15 protein-coding genes are annotated in these 16,109 nt (G+C 61.3%); 6 read left to right on the forward strand and 9 right to left on the reverse strand.

Annotated elements, in window-relative coordinates; translation table 11 throughout:
- The first annotated feature begins 14 nt into the window (after positions 1-14).
- Positions 15-140 carry a transposase gene (locus ACOJSJ_RS12395; RefSeq protein WP_037482006.1) on the forward strand — a complete coding sequence of 42 codons (126 nt, stop codon included), beginning with the start codon at positions 15-17 and terminating at the stop codon, positions 138-140.
- A gap of 239 nt (positions 141-379) precedes the next feature.
- Complete coding sequence (locus ACOJSJ_RS12400; protein ID WP_420145293.1) at positions 380-1,810, forward strand: DUF6880 family protein; 1,431 nt, start codon at positions 380-382, stop codon at positions 1,808-1,810.
- A gap of 254 nt (positions 1,811-2,064) precedes the next feature.
- On the opposite strand, the gene ACOJSJ_RS12405 is transcribed toward ACOJSJ_RS12400, so the two are convergent.
- The gene (locus tag ACOJSJ_RS12405; protein ID WP_420145294.1) at positions 2,065-2,805 is read right to left on the reverse strand and encodes an SDR family NAD(P)-dependent oxidoreductase; all 741 of its coding nucleotides are present in this window, start codon (positions 2,803-2,805) and stop codon (positions 2,065-2,067) included.
- Between the two features lie 174 nt (positions 2,806-2,979).
- On the opposite strand from ACOJSJ_RS12405, the gene ACOJSJ_RS12410 reads away from it, so the two are divergent.
- Positions 2,980-3,558 carry a TetR/AcrR family transcriptional regulator gene (locus ACOJSJ_RS12410; RefSeq protein ID WP_420145295.1) on the forward strand — a complete coding sequence of 193 codons (579 nt, stop codon included), beginning with the start codon at positions 2,980-2,982 and terminating at the stop codon, positions 3,556-3,558.
- A gap of 191 nt (positions 3,559-3,749) precedes the next feature.
- On the opposite strand, the gene ACOJSJ_RS12415 is transcribed toward ACOJSJ_RS12410, so the two are convergent.
- Positions 3,750-4,565: an NIPSNAP family protein gene (locus tag ACOJSJ_RS12415; protein WP_420145296.1), complete on the reverse strand. Its 816-nt coding sequence runs from the start codon at positions 4,563-4,565 to the stop codon at positions 3,750-3,752.
- A gap of 573 nt (positions 4,566-5,138) precedes the next feature.
- On the opposite strand from ACOJSJ_RS12415, the gene ACOJSJ_RS12420 reads away from it, so the two are divergent.
- Together ACOJSJ_RS12420 and ACOJSJ_RS12425 are read left to right on the forward strand one after the other, a co-directional pair.
- A complete protein-coding gene (locus tag ACOJSJ_RS12420; RefSeq protein ID WP_420145297.1) occupies positions 5,139-6,254 on the forward strand; it encodes a Fic family protein in 1,116 nt (371 codons plus the stop codon).
- A 218-nt stretch (positions 6,255-6,472) separates the two neighbouring features.
- Positions 6,473-7,078 (forward strand): tyrosine-type recombinase/integrase, encoded by a 606-nt coding sequence (locus ACOJSJ_RS12425; protein ID WP_420145298.1) that lies wholly within the window; start codon positions 6,473-6,475, stop codon positions 7,076-7,078.
- 272 nt (positions 7,079-7,350) lie between these two features.
- Here the strand turns inward: ACOJSJ_RS12425 and ACOJSJ_RS12430 are convergent, their stop codons facing one another.
- The 5 genes from ACOJSJ_RS12430 to ACOJSJ_RS12450 all read right to left on the reverse strand — a co-directional run bounded on the left by ACOJSJ_RS12430 (position 7,351) and on the right by ACOJSJ_RS12450 (position 12,011).
- Positions 7,351-7,644: a hypothetical protein gene (locus ACOJSJ_RS12430; protein ID WP_420145299.1), complete on the reverse strand. Its 294-nt coding sequence runs from the start codon at positions 7,642-7,644 to the stop codon at positions 7,351-7,353.
- Between the two features lie 518 nt (positions 7,645-8,162).
- Positions 8,163-8,591 carry a TIGR01244 family sulfur transferase gene (locus ACOJSJ_RS12435; protein WP_420145300.1) on the reverse strand — a complete coding sequence of 143 codons (429 nt, stop codon included), beginning with the start codon at positions 8,589-8,591 and terminating at the stop codon, positions 8,163-8,165.
- Positions 8,592-8,791: 200 nt separating this feature from the next.
- Positions 8,792-10,567, reverse strand: coding sequence for a DNA helicase RecQ (recQ, locus tag ACOJSJ_RS12440; RefSeq protein ID WP_420145301.1), 1,776 nt, complete (start codon positions 10,565-10,567; stop codon positions 8,792-8,794).
- A gap of 590 nt (positions 10,568-11,157) precedes the next feature.
- Positions 11,158-11,361, reverse strand: a complete 204-nt coding sequence (locus ACOJSJ_RS12445) for a hypothetical protein (protein ID WP_083951369.1) — start codon at positions 11,359-11,361, stop codon at positions 11,158-11,160.
- Positions 11,362-11,687: 326 nt separating this feature from the next.
- The gene (locus ACOJSJ_RS12450; RefSeq protein ID WP_420145302.1) at positions 11,688-12,011 is read right to left on the reverse strand and encodes a hypothetical protein; all 324 of its coding nucleotides are present in this window, start codon (positions 12,009-12,011) and stop codon (positions 11,688-11,690) included.
- 36 nt (positions 12,012-12,047) lie between these two features.
- On the opposite strand from ACOJSJ_RS12450, the gene ACOJSJ_RS12455 reads away from it, so the two are divergent.
- Positions 12,048-13,175 (forward strand): serine hydrolase domain-containing protein, encoded by a 1,128-nt coding sequence (locus ACOJSJ_RS12455; RefSeq protein WP_420145303.1) that lies wholly within the window; start codon positions 12,048-12,050, stop codon positions 13,173-13,175.
- A gap of 5 nt (positions 13,176-13,180) precedes the next feature.
- Here the strand turns inward: ACOJSJ_RS12455 and ACOJSJ_RS12460 are convergent, their stop codons facing one another.
- Together ACOJSJ_RS12460 and ACOJSJ_RS12465 are read right to left on the reverse strand one after the other, a co-directional pair.
- Positions 13,181-13,969, reverse strand: a complete 789-nt coding sequence (locus ACOJSJ_RS12460) for a PhzF family phenazine biosynthesis protein (protein ID WP_420145304.1) — start codon at positions 13,967-13,969, stop codon at positions 13,181-13,183.
- Between the two features lie 80 nt (positions 13,970-14,049).
- Complete coding sequence (locus tag ACOJSJ_RS12465) at positions 14,050-15,831, reverse strand: SLC13 family permease (RefSeq protein WP_420145305.1); 1,782 nt, start codon at positions 15,829-15,831, stop codon at positions 14,050-14,052.
- Positions 15,832-16,109: the final 278 nt, after the last annotated feature.

The raw sequence follows: 16,109 nt of genomic DNA on the forward strand, positions 1-16,109 counted from the left end.
ACCGTATCGAGCGCATGTTCGGCCACCTTAAGATCAACCGCGCCATCGCTACCCGATACGATCAACTGGCCAATAGCTTCCTTGGAATGGTCCATCTCGCAACGGCCAGATACTGGCTTAAATTTGTCCACGCCGCCTAGCATCAATAATGTTGATGCGTCTGTCGGTGACGATCTGCGCGCTGCAGCGGCCATTGAATAGGTGACCGGTCGCTCCGGCGCCAAGCTGCAATGGCGTATGGCGGTCGCGAGCCGTCAGGATAGCGGACCGTCCACACTTGGAGATGATAAATCGGCCCCCGAAGGTCTTGAATGGGTCGACGGTCGCTAGGTAGCGCATCCCCCATTGACCGAACCGGGCACCTTCGCGAAGAAACGCCATGGCTTCTTCCAAGACCCTGAATGTGGAGAATCTTGCGGCATTGGGTGCCGCCAGGCTGGCTGAGTTGCTTATCGACTTGGCAGAGGGCGACGCGGCAATGAAGCGGCGCTTGCGGCTTGAACTCGCCAGCCAAGGCGGCGGTGCCGACGTCGCGGCGGAAATTCGCAAGCGTCTTATCTCGATCGCTAGATCGAGATCATTTTTGGATTGGCAGAAGGTTGAGCCGCTCGCTCGGGATTTGGATACGCAACGGTTGGCGATCATTGCCCATGTTGCGCCAACCCATCCGATGGAAGCCTTCGAACTGCTGTGGCGGCTGCTGGATATGGCGTCATCGATCTATGAGAGATGCGACGATAGCAACGGCACCATCGGTTGCGTCATGGGACAGGCTCTAGATGATGTGGGTACCGTGGCTAGCCAGACCGGGCATGATGCTGCTTGGCTAGCGGATCGTGTCTATGACGGCGTGCGTTCGAACGATTACGGCCAGTTTGATGGACTGATCCCTCTGGTCGCACCGGCGTTGGGCTCCGACGGGCTGGCGATTCTGAAGGCAAAGTTTGAAACGCTGGGTTCCGAGCCAACCACGCCAACCAAGGATGATCGCAAGATCATCGGCATCAGTTCACGCGGTCCCATCTTTGAGGATGATTATGCTTCGCGGCGCCACGCCCTACTGGTGCAAAGCGCGCTTGCCGAAATTGCCGACGCATTGGGTGATGTTGATGGCTATGCCTCGCTTCATTCTGAGGAGGAACGTGCCAATCCGGCAATCGCCGCAAGGATCGCCGAGCGCCTGTTAGCCGCCGGTCGTCCGGCAGAGACGTTGGCTGCACTGGAGCGAGCCAGCCCCCAAAATCACGGCGGTGGTCGCTGGCCCGATTGGCAAAGGGTCAGGATAGACGCTCTGGAGGCCTCAGCCATGCTCGAAGATGCTCAACGCGAACGATGGCAGATCTTTGAGCAGAGCCTGCATTCAGATTATCTCAAGGCCTTTATCAAGCGCTTGCCGGATTTTGACGATGTGGAGGCGGAACGCCGGGCGCTGGACTATGCTCGTCAGTTTCCCGATTTTCACCAGGCGCTGTCCTTTCTGATCGAATGGCCTGCCCTTGGCCAGGCGGCCGAATTGATCCTTACACGCCATCAAGAACTGGATGGGGACCTTTATTGGCTTCTCACGCCGGCGGCAGAGGCGTTGGAGCAACGTCATCCGTTGGCGGCAACGTTGCTCTTACGCGCAATGATCGGCTTCGCGCTCGACAAGGCCAGATATAAGCGATATCCCCACGCCGCACGGCATCTTCAGACATGCGAACACCTCGCCAGGAAGATTGATGTATTTGACGATCACAAGGATCATGAAGCCTATGTAGCATTGCTCAAGGCTCGACACGGGCGAAAAAGCGGCTTCTGGAATACGTGACCGGATTTGGGAAGATCGGCTTTGCCACGCGGTCGCGTTTCTGACTTGGATGACAGGTTCCCTGTTTTCGTGCTCATATTAACGGCCGCTTTGAAGAAAAACAAAATCGCATTTGAGTGGCTGGAATGGGTCGGCTCGGGAACTAACAATTTCGCATGCCTTTCAAATTAGCCATCCAGAAGCAGACGATACATAGGTGCGCAGCCTTTCTTATGCTGCGCACCTAACTAAGCACAGACAGCCTAGCCTCGGTATCAGGTCAGCGCGCCGCCATCGACGTTGAGAATTGTGCCGGTGATCTGCCGGGCAGAGGGCGTTGCAAGAAACGCTACCGCTGCTGCGACATCCTCTGGCTGTCCGTAGCGGCCGAGTGGGATGAGGTTGCGCTGGAAATCCGCAAATTCGCCTTCCTCCGGATTCATTTCCGTGTTTGTCGAGCCAGGCTGGACAAGGTTGACCGTGACATCGCGCGGCCCCAGTTCTTGCGCAAGGCCGCGGTTGAACGACTGAAGCGCGGACTTGGTCATGTAGTAGACGGTGCCTGGCGTGCCAACAATGCGGTCCGCACCAGCTGAACCGATGTTGATAATACGGCCGCCCGCCTTCAGATAAGGGATAGCCGCTTTCGCGGCCAGTATCGGCCCGCGCACGTTCACTGCCAGCAAGGCGTCAATGTCCTCTACCGTGAAAGTTGCAAGATCATTGTACCGCGCGATAGCAGCGTTGTTGACAAGAATGTCGAGACCACCGAGCGCGCGGGCCGCTTTATCGACCGAGCGTTGTATCGCGGCCGGGTCAGCGCTGTCTGCCTGGATCGCCACGGCTTTCCGCCCCTTTTGTTGTATCGTTTTCACCACCTGTTCGGCGCGTTCCGCCGACCGCTCATAGGTGATCGCGACGTCCGCGCCCTTATCCGCGAGCGCTATCGCGATAGCGGCGCCGATACCGCGGGATGCCCCGGTGACCAGAGCAAATTTACCCGTCAGTTCCTGCATTGTCGATTCCTTTCTGTGTCGATCGATACAGATTAGATGTGCACGTTGCAGTCGAGCGTCAACCTATTTATATATTGATCGATGCAGAATGATGCCCAAAGCGCCAGCGCCTGTGGAACAGGGCGTCGCGGCAGGCCAAGAGCCTTTGACCGAGAGGCAGCGCTTGCGGTAGCGATGCGCCTGTTCTGGCAGAAGGGATATTCCGCAACGTCAATTGGCGATCTTACATCAGCGATGGGGATAGGATCACCCAGCCTCTATGCAGCGTTTGGCTCGAAAGAGGCGCTTTATGCGGAAGCGCTCGAACATTACGCCCGTTCTAACGAAGCCATCGCCTGGAGCGGCTTTTTTTCCGCTGATACGGCTCGGGGCGCAGTGGCGGCATTCCTTCATGATTCCGCTGTGGGGCTTAGTCAGGCCGCCAATGGATGTATGGTGACTATGTCTGCTGTCGGAGCGGAGGGCCACGCGGATCTGGGCGCGCTGGTGGCGTCAGCACGCCAGACGACACTGACGCGGCTCAAGGACCGGCTCTTACAGGGGCAGGGACATGGTGAGTTCAGCCGACCGGTGGATGTTCATGCTCTCGCGCGCTTCGTTCAGGCTGTACAGAATGGCATGTCAGTGTTGGCCCGCGATGGAGCGAGCCTTGAAGACCTGAAGGCCGTCGCGGAAACAGCAATGCTGGGCTGGGATGCGCGCATCCAACCTGGCCCTGACGATCGCCAATCAAGAACAGGTCCTGCTTCCTGAAAGCTTCGGCGGGTTACTGATCGACACAGCCCTGCGTCAGCGACATTTACAGAGCCTTACGGGATGACTGTCGGTGGCAGAAATCTGGTCAACCCGCTGAAAGCAGAATGGCCCGAGGATCTGGCAGGAATGACTCCTTCGGCTGGCGGCTAAACTTTCGGTGCAGGCCGGATTAAGCAGCCGGCCAGCCGTCAAATCTGTGAGTAGGGCACGGGGGTCAGGATCTGGTTATCGATGCCGGTAGTGATTTCGGGATCGGTCAATCCCGGGGTCGTGATCAGCTGGTGCCAGTCCGGATCTGCGATGAAGCTCTTCCAGTTTTTCTCGCGCGTCGCGAGATCTGGAAAGGTCAGCATATAGGTCAGGCTCGGCAAGCGCTGCCCCGTCAGATCCTGCGCAAAAAAGACCGGGTTCAATCCGTTGCGACGGAAAATCTCGATCTCGCCGCCAGTGTCGAACATCTCTATCTTGGTTGCTCCCGCCCTGTCGCTATGGCTGAAATACGTCCGAAGTTCAAAGATGCGAGCCTGATTGGTACGAGTTGCACCTGGAATCTCGACACGCGGAAAGTGAGGGAAAGCGCGCATCAGCTTCACGTCGAGTGATGCATATGCCGGCGCGTCGGGCGCGACGTTCAGGAATGGATCTGCCGTCTTTTTATAGACCGGATCGTCCGACAGCTTGCCAGGCAAAGCCGCGAAATCCGTTATCGACGGATGGGGTATCAGGACGTGCACGCTCGGGCTGCCGGGGCCGATGGCCGCGATAAACACTCCGATCGGTCCACAACCGGCGCGACGTGCGGCCGGAATGAAGGCTTCGCGAAGATATGAGTCGAGACGAGTTCGCATTGGGCCGTGGACCAGGCGATAGGTCCGAAGCTCGTAAATCTGCCCTGGATCCGCCGTGGCGCGGCGCTGGGCCTGGGCACCGCCGCTGGCGAGCGCCGCGCCGCCAACAGCCGTTCCTGCGAGTACTGAACGTCGATCAATCGGATTCGCCATCATTTCCTCTCAAAGCGGTTCGTGTAGGCAGAAAGCCCAAGCGGCGAGCGCCGTCAATCAGGGTCGGTCGTCGCATGCTGTCAATGCTCGCCAAGCATATGAGATCGGGGAAATCGAGACCAAGTTCTTCACCTCCTGCCGATCGCGTTCTGCCGATCGCGTTATCCCATGCCGCGCAATAATCGCCGGACGATCAGCTCGGGCTTGGTCTCGCGGTCACGCACTCGCTCCGCGCGCTTCGCCGAAGGGTTCGCAGCACGCTTACAAACCTTAATCGAGGACCAACATTGCGAGCCGCCCTTCGGCTCGCGGCCATGTCTTAGGCATCCATTGGAAAGCCGCCGGTCTACACTTGGGAACGGGAAAATCGACATGAATGGCTGGAAAGGGTCGACCGCAAAAGCGATGGCGGCGCACCGCTGCTCGGATGGCTTCGGGTTTGATGATCGATTTTCGTCGTCAAGGTAATTTGATGTAAGCGAATTGCCTTTTTGCGATCATCAAATGTGCTAGAGAGAGGCAGACGATCATCAAGAATGAGGCTGCCCCGGCTTCATACGATCGGGAGAGCTATACGTGCCCGTCCTGTACCATGAAGGCCGCTTCCCTCCTCCGGCCCTTGATCTGGCCATATTGTTCCCGCTGGTGGGACCTGCCAATGCGGCAGTTGCTCGCTACGAAGGCGTCCTTGCTGGCATTCCCAACCCGGATATCCTGTTGTCGCCACTCACTTCGCGCGAAGCTGTCCTTTCCAGCAAGATCGAAGGCACCCAAGTCACCCTTGGCGAAGTCCTCGAATTTGAAGCGCAAGGCCAACTCTTCGACGAAAGCAGCCCCAAGAAGGCCGACGCCCGCGAAGTACTCAATTATCGGGCCGCGCTTCATGAGGCCACGCGGCTCATGGAAAATCTGCCGCTGTCGCAACGTCTCATCAAGGCCACGCACGAGGTGCTGATGGACGGCGTTCGAGGTCGCAACAAGGATCCCGGGCATTATCGGGGCATTCCCAACTGGATCGGTGCGGACGGATGCTCCATCGAGCAGGCGCGGTTCGTTCCTCCCGGCGCGGACCGTATCGATGCGGTCATGGCCGGATGGGAAGAGTATATTCACGCCGAAGCGCCTGACCGTCTGGTCCAATTGGCTATTGTCCATGCCGAGTTCGAAGCGATCCACCCTTTTCTCGACGGCAACGGGCGTATCGGCCGCCTCATCATTCCCCTGTTCCTCTACAATCACGGGCTGCTTTCGCGACCAAATTTCTACCTCTCGGAATATCTGGAAGCGAACCGCAGCGAGTACTATGACCGAATGCTCGCGGTTTCCCGGGACGATGACTGGAGCGGATGGGTCGCCTTCTTCTTGCGCGGTATCATCGCCCAAGCGGATGCCAATACGAAAAAGGCACAGGCCATTCTGGCCCTCCACCAAGAAAAGCGCGATGCCGTCGTCGAGATCACGCATTCGCAATACGCCGTGCGCGCACTCGACTGGATCTTCCAGCGACCACTGTTCAAGACCCCGGACTTCATCGAGTCAGCGCAAATTCCCGCTGCTACCGCGAGAAAGCTCGTTCGGGACTTTCGCGATCACGGAATCCTGCGTGAACTCGTGCCAGCCTCCGGGCGTGCTCCCGCGACGCTGGTGTTCTCCGAGCTTCTAAACATAGCCGAGGGGCGGAACGCCTTTTGAGCGCGCTGATCACGAATATGAATTTTCGCTGGAACGATCTACCGTTCCTTGCGCGAATGCGCACATGGAGGGCGAGCGTCGGAAAGGCCGATTGCCCCCCGCTGGAAGAACGGACCGACCGGACCTTGGAGCCAAAAATCGGCGGTTGAACGGCTGATTTGGATCGACCTCTCCTGAAGCGTTCTCGCTATGGCCATTACGGCCACAGGAGATGTGTCATGGGATTATCGGAGTTTGATCCCGCCGCTCGCGAGCGGGTATCTTGGAACGCCGGGCGTAAGGTTGGAGCAAAACGAGCGCTCAAGCCCCGTCAGATATGGGCGATCCGCTTCGACCGGGCTCTCTTTGACCTGGCCATCGATAGCAAGCTTCGCGGATGCGATCTGGTGAAGATCAGGATCAGCGATATCGTGTGTGATCGGAAAATTCGAACACGGGCCACGGTCGTACAGCAAAAGACTGGCAGACCGGTCCAGTTCGAACTGATGACTGATACCCGCGCCAGCCTGCTCAAATGGCTGGAACTGAGAGGTGGATCCTTGGAGGATTTCGCATTTCCTAGCCGTACCGATCACGCAGCCCACATAAGCACCAGGCAATACGCTCGCCTTGTTGATGAATGGGTCACGGGGATCGGACTTCCCGGCGAAGATTATGGCACCCACTCTTTGCGCCGAACCAAGGCGTCGATCATCTACAAGGCGACTGGAAATCTCCGCGCCGTCCAGATTTTGCTTGGGCACACGAAGATCGAAAGCACGGTCAGATACCTCGGCGTGGACGTGGAGGACGCTTTGACCCTCGCAGAGGGCACTGAAATCTGAAACTGCCTTGGATCCTTGCCGTTGCAAGGACTCAAGGGTTACAGCGTGGCGGCTACGCGCCCTTTGTCGTCACTCAGCGGCCCATACTTATCTCTCAGAAGCGGCCATTCGTTCAGGTTCGACCGGCTTAATTGGCGAGGGAAAAGCTGCCGGTCAGCCATCGACCATTCTATGTCATTCCGTCAGGCCATGCGGATCGCTGAAACCGCCATTCATGCCGATGACAAGGCGAAGACTGACTGACCAAATCTTGGTGGTAAGCGGACTTAGCCTCAGTCTTGATCCAAAAATGCTCTCACCTCATGGAAAGCGCTAGGCACATCCTCCCAAAAGCCTGAAGGCTTGCTCGGAAACCGCTCCCGTATTTCAGCCAGAAGTGGTGCCGCGTCTGGTTCTGCCAATCGCAGAAGCCAGCGGTCCAGCAACAATCCGGCTCGCCCTCCGCCGCAAAGCACACTTTCGGCTTCCCAACCGATCCAACCATCATCTGCGTCTGCTAAGTCGCTCGCGACCGCCTGTTCAAACCATGCTTCGATGAATTCTTCTATCGCATGCTGTTCGTTCACCGGCCACGAGCGCCATCCCGCGAGCCGGAGCTTACCCAGCACAATCTCAGGGTCATTGGCGTTCGCCGGGTCGGACGCTGACACATCTAGGATACGCGGCAGGAGATACCGGAAGTCCCGCTCGTCTCCAACCGTCAGGAATGCTCCTGAAACATAGCGCCAGAGATCCTGTCCGCTGATTTCCCGCAGATGGGTAGTGAGCAGAACATCGGTGCGGCGGGTGTCAATGCAGCAGGGGCAGCCTTCGATGGCCGAAGGGGGCTCATCTCGAACGTGCGATAAACTGCTTGCAGCGCCTTAACAACGCGTGTCGTTGGCTGACCTGAAAACCTGTTACTCATAAGGCCAGACTGACTAGCAAACCAATCTTATGCAATGCCGCTCTTGAATCGAACGTCTGCAAGAGAGCGATTGTTGCCGAACGATTTTATCTGCACGTCTTCCGCTATCGTCAATCATCTCTCCAAAACCAGACGGTCTGGAAACCACCCAAAGCCGCCATCCCGTCGCCAGCCGTGTTACCGGCCGGCCAGCGCATCCATGAGCTGGCGCACCGGTGCGATGTCGTACCCGGCTTGTGCGGCCTGCGCGGCCAGTGCGTCGCCATCGTCGCCCGCACGCGCGCGGGTCAGCGCCCATAACAGCGTGCTGCGCGTGCCGGACCGGCAATAAGCGAGCATCTTGCCCCCTTCCACCTGTTCCAGCGCCTGCGCCATGCCGTCCAGCTGCCACGGGGAGAAGCCGCCATGGGCGACCGGCACCGCGACATAGGCGATGCCTGCTTCCTTTGCCGCGGCCTCGATCTCCGCGCCGTTGACCTGCCCCGGTTCTTCGTCATCGGGGCGGTTGTTGACAATGATGGTGACGCCCTGCGCCTTGGCCTCTGCCACCGACGCGACGCTGATCTGCGGGGAAACGAGGATGCGGTCGGTCAGTTTGCGGAACATGGGGCTTCTCCTTTTGCCGGAGCCATGCGCCGTGGCGACGATGGTTGCAAGGGGAAGCGGCGCGGTCGGGTGGACGATCGGCGCTTGACTTCGCACATTTCCCGCTAAATTGGACATATAATGTCCCGCGCCCGACATATCGTAATAATGACAGCCTCGCCTCCCTTATGCCAGCCCAGCACCGGGTAGGACAGCGACGATCAGAGAAACGGACGGATCGCGGCCAGGAAGGCGTCGCCCCATGCATCCAGCTTCTTTTGCCCGATGCCGCTGATATGGCTCATCTCGCGGATCGATGACGGGCGCTGCTCGGCCATTTCGCGCAAAGTCGAATCGTGGAAGATGACATAGGGCGGCACGCCCGCATCCTGCGCCAGTTCGCGGCGGCAGGCGCGCAATGCGTCAAACAACAGATCGCCGACCGGATTGGCATCCGCGCCATTGCGGGCGCTGCGCTTGCCGCGCTTCTCGCGCCGGGGCGGCACCAAAATGCGCACTTCTTCTTCCCCACGCAGGATGGGACGCGCATTGGGACCAAGCATCAGCCCGCCATGCTCCGTCGTTTCCAGCGCATCGCGCACCAGCAGCGCGCGTGACACCGGGCGCAACAGCGCGACCTCATCACCATCCACGATGCCATGGACGGAGATTCTGTCATGGCCGCGTTCGCGCACCTTGTCATTGGGCGCGCCGGTCAGCACCGCTTCGATATGGCCCGCGCCGAAACTCTGCCCGGTGCGATAGACGGCGGACAGGTATTTGCGGGCGGTCTGCGTCGCGTCGACGCTGGCGGGCGGGGTCAGGCAATTGTCGCAATTGCCGCATGTGGCGGGCGGATCTTCGCCGAAATGGCGCAACAATATGGCGCGGCGACAGGTGGCGGTTTCGACGAGCGCGCCCAGCGCCGCGATGCGCGCACGCTCGCCCTGCTGGCGGCTCTGTTCCAGTTCGGCGATGCGCATCCGGGCGCGGGCGAAATCTTCCGCGCCCCAGAACAGATGCGCCACCGCCGGTTCGCCGTCGCGCCCCGCACGGCCCGATTCCTGATAATAGCCCTCGATCGATTTGGGCAGGCCCGCATGGGCGACGAAACGCACGTCGGGCTTGTCGATGCCCATGCCGAACGCGACGGTGGCGACCATCACCATATCTTCGCTGGCGATGAAGGCGGCCTGATTGGCGGCGCGCACCGCCGGGTCCATCCCCGCATGATAGGCGCGCACGGCCCGCCCGCCCCGCCCCAGCGTTTCGGCCAGCTTTTCCGTCGCGGCGCGGGTCTGGGCATAGACGACGCCGGGGCCGGGATTGGCGGCCAGCAGGTCGGCCAGCTGCCGCGTCAGGCCATCGCGCGGATACACGGCATAGCGGATATTGGGCCGGTCGAAGCCGGAGATGATGAGGCCGTCGTCGGGTATGCCCAGCTGGACCAATATGTCGCGGCGCGTATGCGCGTCCGCCGTAGCGGTCAGCGCCAGACGCGGGACATCGGGAAATTCGTCCAGCAACGGGCGCAGCAGGCGATAGTCGGGGCGGAAATCATGCCCCCATTCGGACACGCAATGCGCTTCGTCGATCGCGAACAGGGCGACCCTGGCCGATCGGAGCAGATTGCGGAACGGTTCCTGACTGGCCCGTTCGGGCGCGACATAGAGCAGGTCCAGATCGCCATTGCGCAGCCTGTCCTGCGTTTCGCGCCAGTCCGTATCGACGCTGGTCAGGCTGGCGGCGCGCAGGCCCACCGCATTGGCGGCCCGCAACTGATCATGCATCAGGGCGATCAGCGGCGACACGACGATGCAGCAGCCGTCGAGCGCCGCGGAGGGCAGCTGGTAACAGAGCGACTTGCCAGCGCCCGTGGGCATGATCGCCAGCGTCGGCAGGCCCGCCATGACGCGGCCGACCACCTGTTCCTGCACCCCGCGAAAGGCCGTGAAACCGAATATGTCGTGGAGAAGCGTGGGGATGTCGCGCGCCATCGGACGGCCTTAGCGGGTGCAGCGCGGCGGGGCTAGTGCCTTGGATGGGTGGGAAGCGGAAAGGCGGGTTTAAGCGGGAATTGCGGTAAAGCTGACACGCTTGAAGCGCCCATTCATTTGCACCGTATGTCAGGCCCTTTAGGCACCTTATTGCTAAACGCTACGCTCCACCCATCTACGGTTGAGGGAGTTCGTCTGAACCGCGCGTCGCATACGTGACCCTGTGCCTCGAACCTGCATTGAGCAGCCTCGCCCGACCGATGACGGCAAACTAGCTTCTGCACATTCGGCGGAGAGCCGTTCCCAACGCCTTCACAAACATCTATTTGCGCGCGGCAGACATTTGCCTCGTACGCGACATAGGCTTCCGCAGCAGCGATCGGTGTTGGCGCCGACGCTCGGGGCTGGGCGAGCGTGGCAGACGATAATGCAACAAGGCCAAATGCGACTAAATGCTTCATCAGCCCTCCCGAAATCTCGCGGAATGCTATCGGCTCAACGGGAGCTAGGCAATGTCAGCATTGCGATAGGTTCAGGATGTCAGCGAGCGTTCATGTGTGGGTCGGCTGCTGCCTATCCTTGGTTATGACCTAGTCGTTGATTTCGACACGAATGCACGCTCGAAAGATGCCAGTTTCGCCCTCTTCGCGGTGCCAGACCTCAACCACATTGTAGTAGTTGAAATACCCTCCTGCATCCTTGGAAATGTATTCTCCTATCCGAGGCAAAAAGGAAAAATCGCCTTGAAAGAGGGGCGTCATCTCATCTTTTTCAAACACTTCGACGGTCGGCATGGTGGTCTCCTTCCGCCGTTTTAGCCTTATCGCTTAATGTCCGCTATCCGGAAGCAGTTAAAGCCTATCGACGGGCAAGAACTGGTCGTCAGTTACCGAGGCCAACAATCGAAGCAATAACGATGAATGCAATGAAGGGGAGAGAACGAGCCAGCCTTCCCATGTCGCAGGCATGTAAGCCTTTCCGGTCCCCTTCACGAATCATTTCCCGGCGGGGTTTCTAGCGAAGCGCTTCCTTTTCATGATGTCACCATATTGCCCATTCGCCCGTCTGCCATAGGCAATCGCCGACAGCTGTCGAATGACCGACTACGGTCGCAATCAACCTATTCCACCGGGTCGAGCAGGCAGCCCCAGCCCGGTTTGAACCGTGCGGTGCGGCTGGCGAGCAGGGGGACGCTTGCCTGTACGGCGCGTTCTTCGGGCAGGTCGGTCAGGCGCACCATCGCCATGCCCGGTTCCTTGTCGTCGTTGCAGCTGCCCATGGCACGCCCTTCGACATAGCGGCATGAACAGCCCAGCCGCGCGCCATAGGCGCTGCCCAGCCGCGCACGGGCGCTGATCGTGGTCCATTGCCATGCCAGCAGGCCCAGCAACACCAGAAGCAGCAACGCGCCGCCCCCCATCCACCATTTGCGTCGAACCGGCATGGCCCTTTTCCCATCGCTTCTGTAAGGGCGCGGCTTATGCAGATCGACAGCCGAATCGTAAAGCGCCTTGGACTGGCAACGGGCGCGCTGGGCGCGATGGCCATCGCCGGTGCGCTGGTCGTGCGCGCGGCGCCGGCCGCCGATCCCGTCTATCGCGTGGCGAGCGACGCGGTGGTCGGGGAAAGCGCGCTGCGCGGTGCGATCGCCCCGCTGTTCGACGATGGCGCCATGGGGCAGACCCGCGCCCTGCTGGTGATGCGCGATGGTCAGGTGATCGCGGAACGCTATGCGCCGGGATATGGGCCGGACACGAAATTGCTGTCCTGGTCGATCGCCAAGAGCGTGACCGCGGTGCTGGTGGGGCTGATGGTGTCGGACGGGCGACTGGCGCTCGATTCGCCGGTGCCGGTCGCGGCATGGAGCCAGCCGGGCGATCCGCGCGGGCGCATCACGCTGCGCCAGCTGCTCCAGATGCGGTCCGGCCTGGACCATGTGGAGGATGGCGACCCGGTGACCGATGGCGACACGGTGCGGATGCTGTTCATGGACGGCGCGCCGGACATGCGCGCCTATGCGGAATCCAAGCCGCAGGCGCAGGCGCCGGGCGAAGTCTTTTCCTATTCCACCGGCAGTTCCATCATCCTGTCCGACCTGATGACGCGGATGCTGACCAACAGCCCCGATCCGGACGTGCGGCGGCGCGCGATGCAGAGCTTCATCGACGGGCGGCTCAAGGCGCCGGGCAAGCTATCCAGCCTGACGCCCGAATATGATGCGGCGGGCACCATGATCGGCGGCAGCATCCTGCACATGACGGCGCGCGATTACGGGCGGTTCGGCGAATTGCTGCGCAACCATGGCCGGTCGCCCAACGGGCATCAGATCGTGCCGGAAAAATGGGTGGATTTCATGCGCACCCCGTCCCCCCGCAACGCCGCCTATGGCGCGCACCTGTGGCTGAACCGCGACAGCAGCGAAAGCGCGCTGATGCCCGGCCTCGCGCCGCAGAGCCTGTTCGGATGCGTCGGGCATAACGGCCAATATATCCTGATTTCCCCGTCGCAGCGGCTGACGGTGGTGCGGATCGGCATGTCGCCCGAAAAGGAACAGCGCGCCGCCGTCCGGGGGGCGCTGGCAAAGTTGATCGGGATATTTCCGGGCTGACGCCTTCAGAGCAGGAAGCGTCCTTCGATCATCGTGCGGCATGTCCCGGTCAGGATCACGCGGTCGCCATCCAGCGTGCAGCGCAGGCGGCCGCCACGGGCCGACGCCTGATAGGCAGTCAGCGCGCGCTTGCCGGTCCGCGCCGCCCAATAGGGGGTCAGCAGGCCATGGGCCGAACCGGTGACCGGATCTTCGTCCACGCCGCCGCCGGGCACGAAAACGCGGCTGATCATGTCGCTGTCCTCCCCCGGCGCGGTCGCCATCAGCAACAGGTCGCCCGCTTTTTTCAGCGTCGCATAATCGGGCGTCAGCGCATGGATGGCGGCTGCGTCGGGATAGACGAAGATGGCATAGCCGCCGTCGCGCCAGTGCGTTTCCAGCACATCCCCGCCCATCGCCACTGCCAGATCGGGCATCGCCTTTGGCTGCGTGGTCCATGCGGGCAGCGACAGGGTATAGCCATCGCCATCGCGCGCGACGGTCAATATGCCCGCATGGCGGGTGCGGAACCGCACGGCCTGCCGGTTGCCCATCAGCACATGGCCGCTGGCCAGCGTCGCATGGCCGCACAGCTTCACCTCGACAGTGGGCGTGAACCAGCGCAGTTCGTAATCCGCCTCCGCATCATCCGGCGTGGGGATCGTGAAGGCGGTTTCGGACAGATTGTTTTCCTGTGCTATCGCCTGAAGCATGGCATCGTCGAGCCAGCCGTCCAGCGGCATGACGGCGGCAGGATTGCCGGTGAAGGGCGCGTCGGCAAAGGCGTCGACCTGCGTGAAAGGGAGGCTGGGCATGGCGGGTTCCTTTTATGACTGCGCCGGTGATGGCGCGGGCGCGCGGGACCGAACAGGTCCAGATGCGCGCCAATGGACACTCAGCCCAGTACGACCAGTGCAGCGCACACCGCCGCCCCCACGATGATGTTGATCGGCACGCCGATCCGCACGAAATCGGCGAAGCGATAATCCCCCGCCGCATAGACCAGCGCGTTGGTCTGGTAACCGATGGGTGTCGCGAAACAGGCCGACGCACCGATCATCAGCGCGATGACCAGCGGGCGCGGATCGGTGCCCAACTGGTGCGCCAGCGCGATGGTGATCGGCGTCATCAGCGCCGCGACCGCATTGTTGCTGAGCAGTTCGGACAGAAGCAGCGATGCGAAATAGACGATGAAGACGAGGCTCCATGCCGGGGCGATCTGCATCAGCGGCGTGATCCACCCGACCATCAGCGCGACGCTGCCCGCCTGTTCCAGCGCCAGCCCGACCGCCAGCATGGCAAAGATCAGGATCAGCGTGTCGCCATCTATCGCCCCCCATGCCTCCTCCGGGTCGATGCAGCGGGTGACGAGGATCAGGCCGACGGCAATCACGGCGGCGAGGCCAATGCCCACCACGTCGAATGCGGACAGCCCCACCGCCCCCGCCATGGCGGCGATCGCAATCCATGCCTTGCGCGGGCGAAAGGCGCGGGTGCGGCTGACGTCCACGCCGATCAGGTGGGGATTGTCCTTCAGCGCGCGCATCGCATCGTCCCCGCCCGCGACCAGCAGCCGGTCGGCGCCGCGAATGCGCGTGTCGCCAAGGTCGGGTCCGGGCAGATGGCGGGCGCGATGGATGCCGATGATGCGCACGCGCAGCGCATGCAGGAACGGAATGTCGAGCAGCCGTTCGCCGATGGAGGGGTGGCTGGGCGCGATCATCGCCTCGACCACCGTGCCTTCGCCTGCGCTGGTCCGCGAATCGGCGGCGACGCCCAGTTCAAAACGCCCCGATTCGCGCAGCGTCATGATGGTCGTGCCATCGGCGCGCACGATCAGGTGGTCGCCCGAATGCAGTTCTTCCTGCTCCAGATCCTGCCGCTTTATCTCACCCGCGCGCCTGAGGCCCAGCAACCGGACCGACCGGCCAAAAATGCCAAGCGTCCCGATTTCCGCGCCGATGTCGTCGCTGTCCTGCGGCACCACCAGTTCGGTCAGATAATCCTGCACCGCGCCGCCATCCTCCCCCGCGATCGACGGCGGATCGCTGGGCAGCAGGAAGGACAGCGACAGCAGCGCGACGATGCCCGCCGCCGCGCCGACCGCGCCATAGGGGGTGATGTCGAATATGCCGAAACGGTCCATCCCCTGTTCCGCCGCGATTCCCGCGACGACCAGATTGGTGGACGTGCCCACCAGCGTCAGGCATCCGCCCAGCACCGCGACGGTGTTCATCGGGATCAGCAGTTTCTTGACCGGATAACCGGTCGCCTGCGCCAGTTTGAACATGATCGGGATCATCAGCACCACGACCGGCGTGTTGTTGAGGAAAGCCGACAGCAACATGGTGCCCAGCGTCACTTCGGCAAGGGCGATACGCGGATGCCGCTGCGCACGGGTCATGATGAGGTCCGCGACGCGGCTGATGACGCCGGTCCGAATCAGCGCGCCCGACAGGACAAACATGGCGCCGACCGTCAAAGGCGCGCTGTTGGAAAAGACGGAGAACATCGCCTTTTCGTTCAGCATGCCCAGCACGCCATAGACGCACGCCCCGACCACCGCGACCACGGTGGGGGAATAACGTTCGCGCACGAAGGCGACGAACATGCAGGCCAGCACGATCAGGCCGATTTCCGCGCGATAGATGCCGAGCAGCGCGGTGATGAAATGCATGCATGTCCCCCTGCGGATCGCGTGGTCGCGTGTCCTTTCCGGGGTGAAACGAAATGGGCCAGCCATGGTTGCATGGCTGGCCCGTGTCGCGGCTTTGAGGGGACGTTTTGACCGTCAGACCGCGCTTTTTAATCGCCGCGCTTTTCAGGAAAAACGTGGCGCCGCGTGGTGACGCTCCCCAGGCTTACGCTCTGCCGCTCGCCCTCCCGCGGGCGATGACCGTCATCATAGCGTAATAAAACTGAGTCGTCTCGCGCTTAATCTGGATTGGGCGCGCG

It is taken from the genome of Sphingobium sp. (assembly GCF_048594625.1).
Taxonomy (GTDB): Bacteria; Pseudomonadota; Alphaproteobacteria; order Sphingomonadales; family Sphingomonadaceae; genus Sphingobium.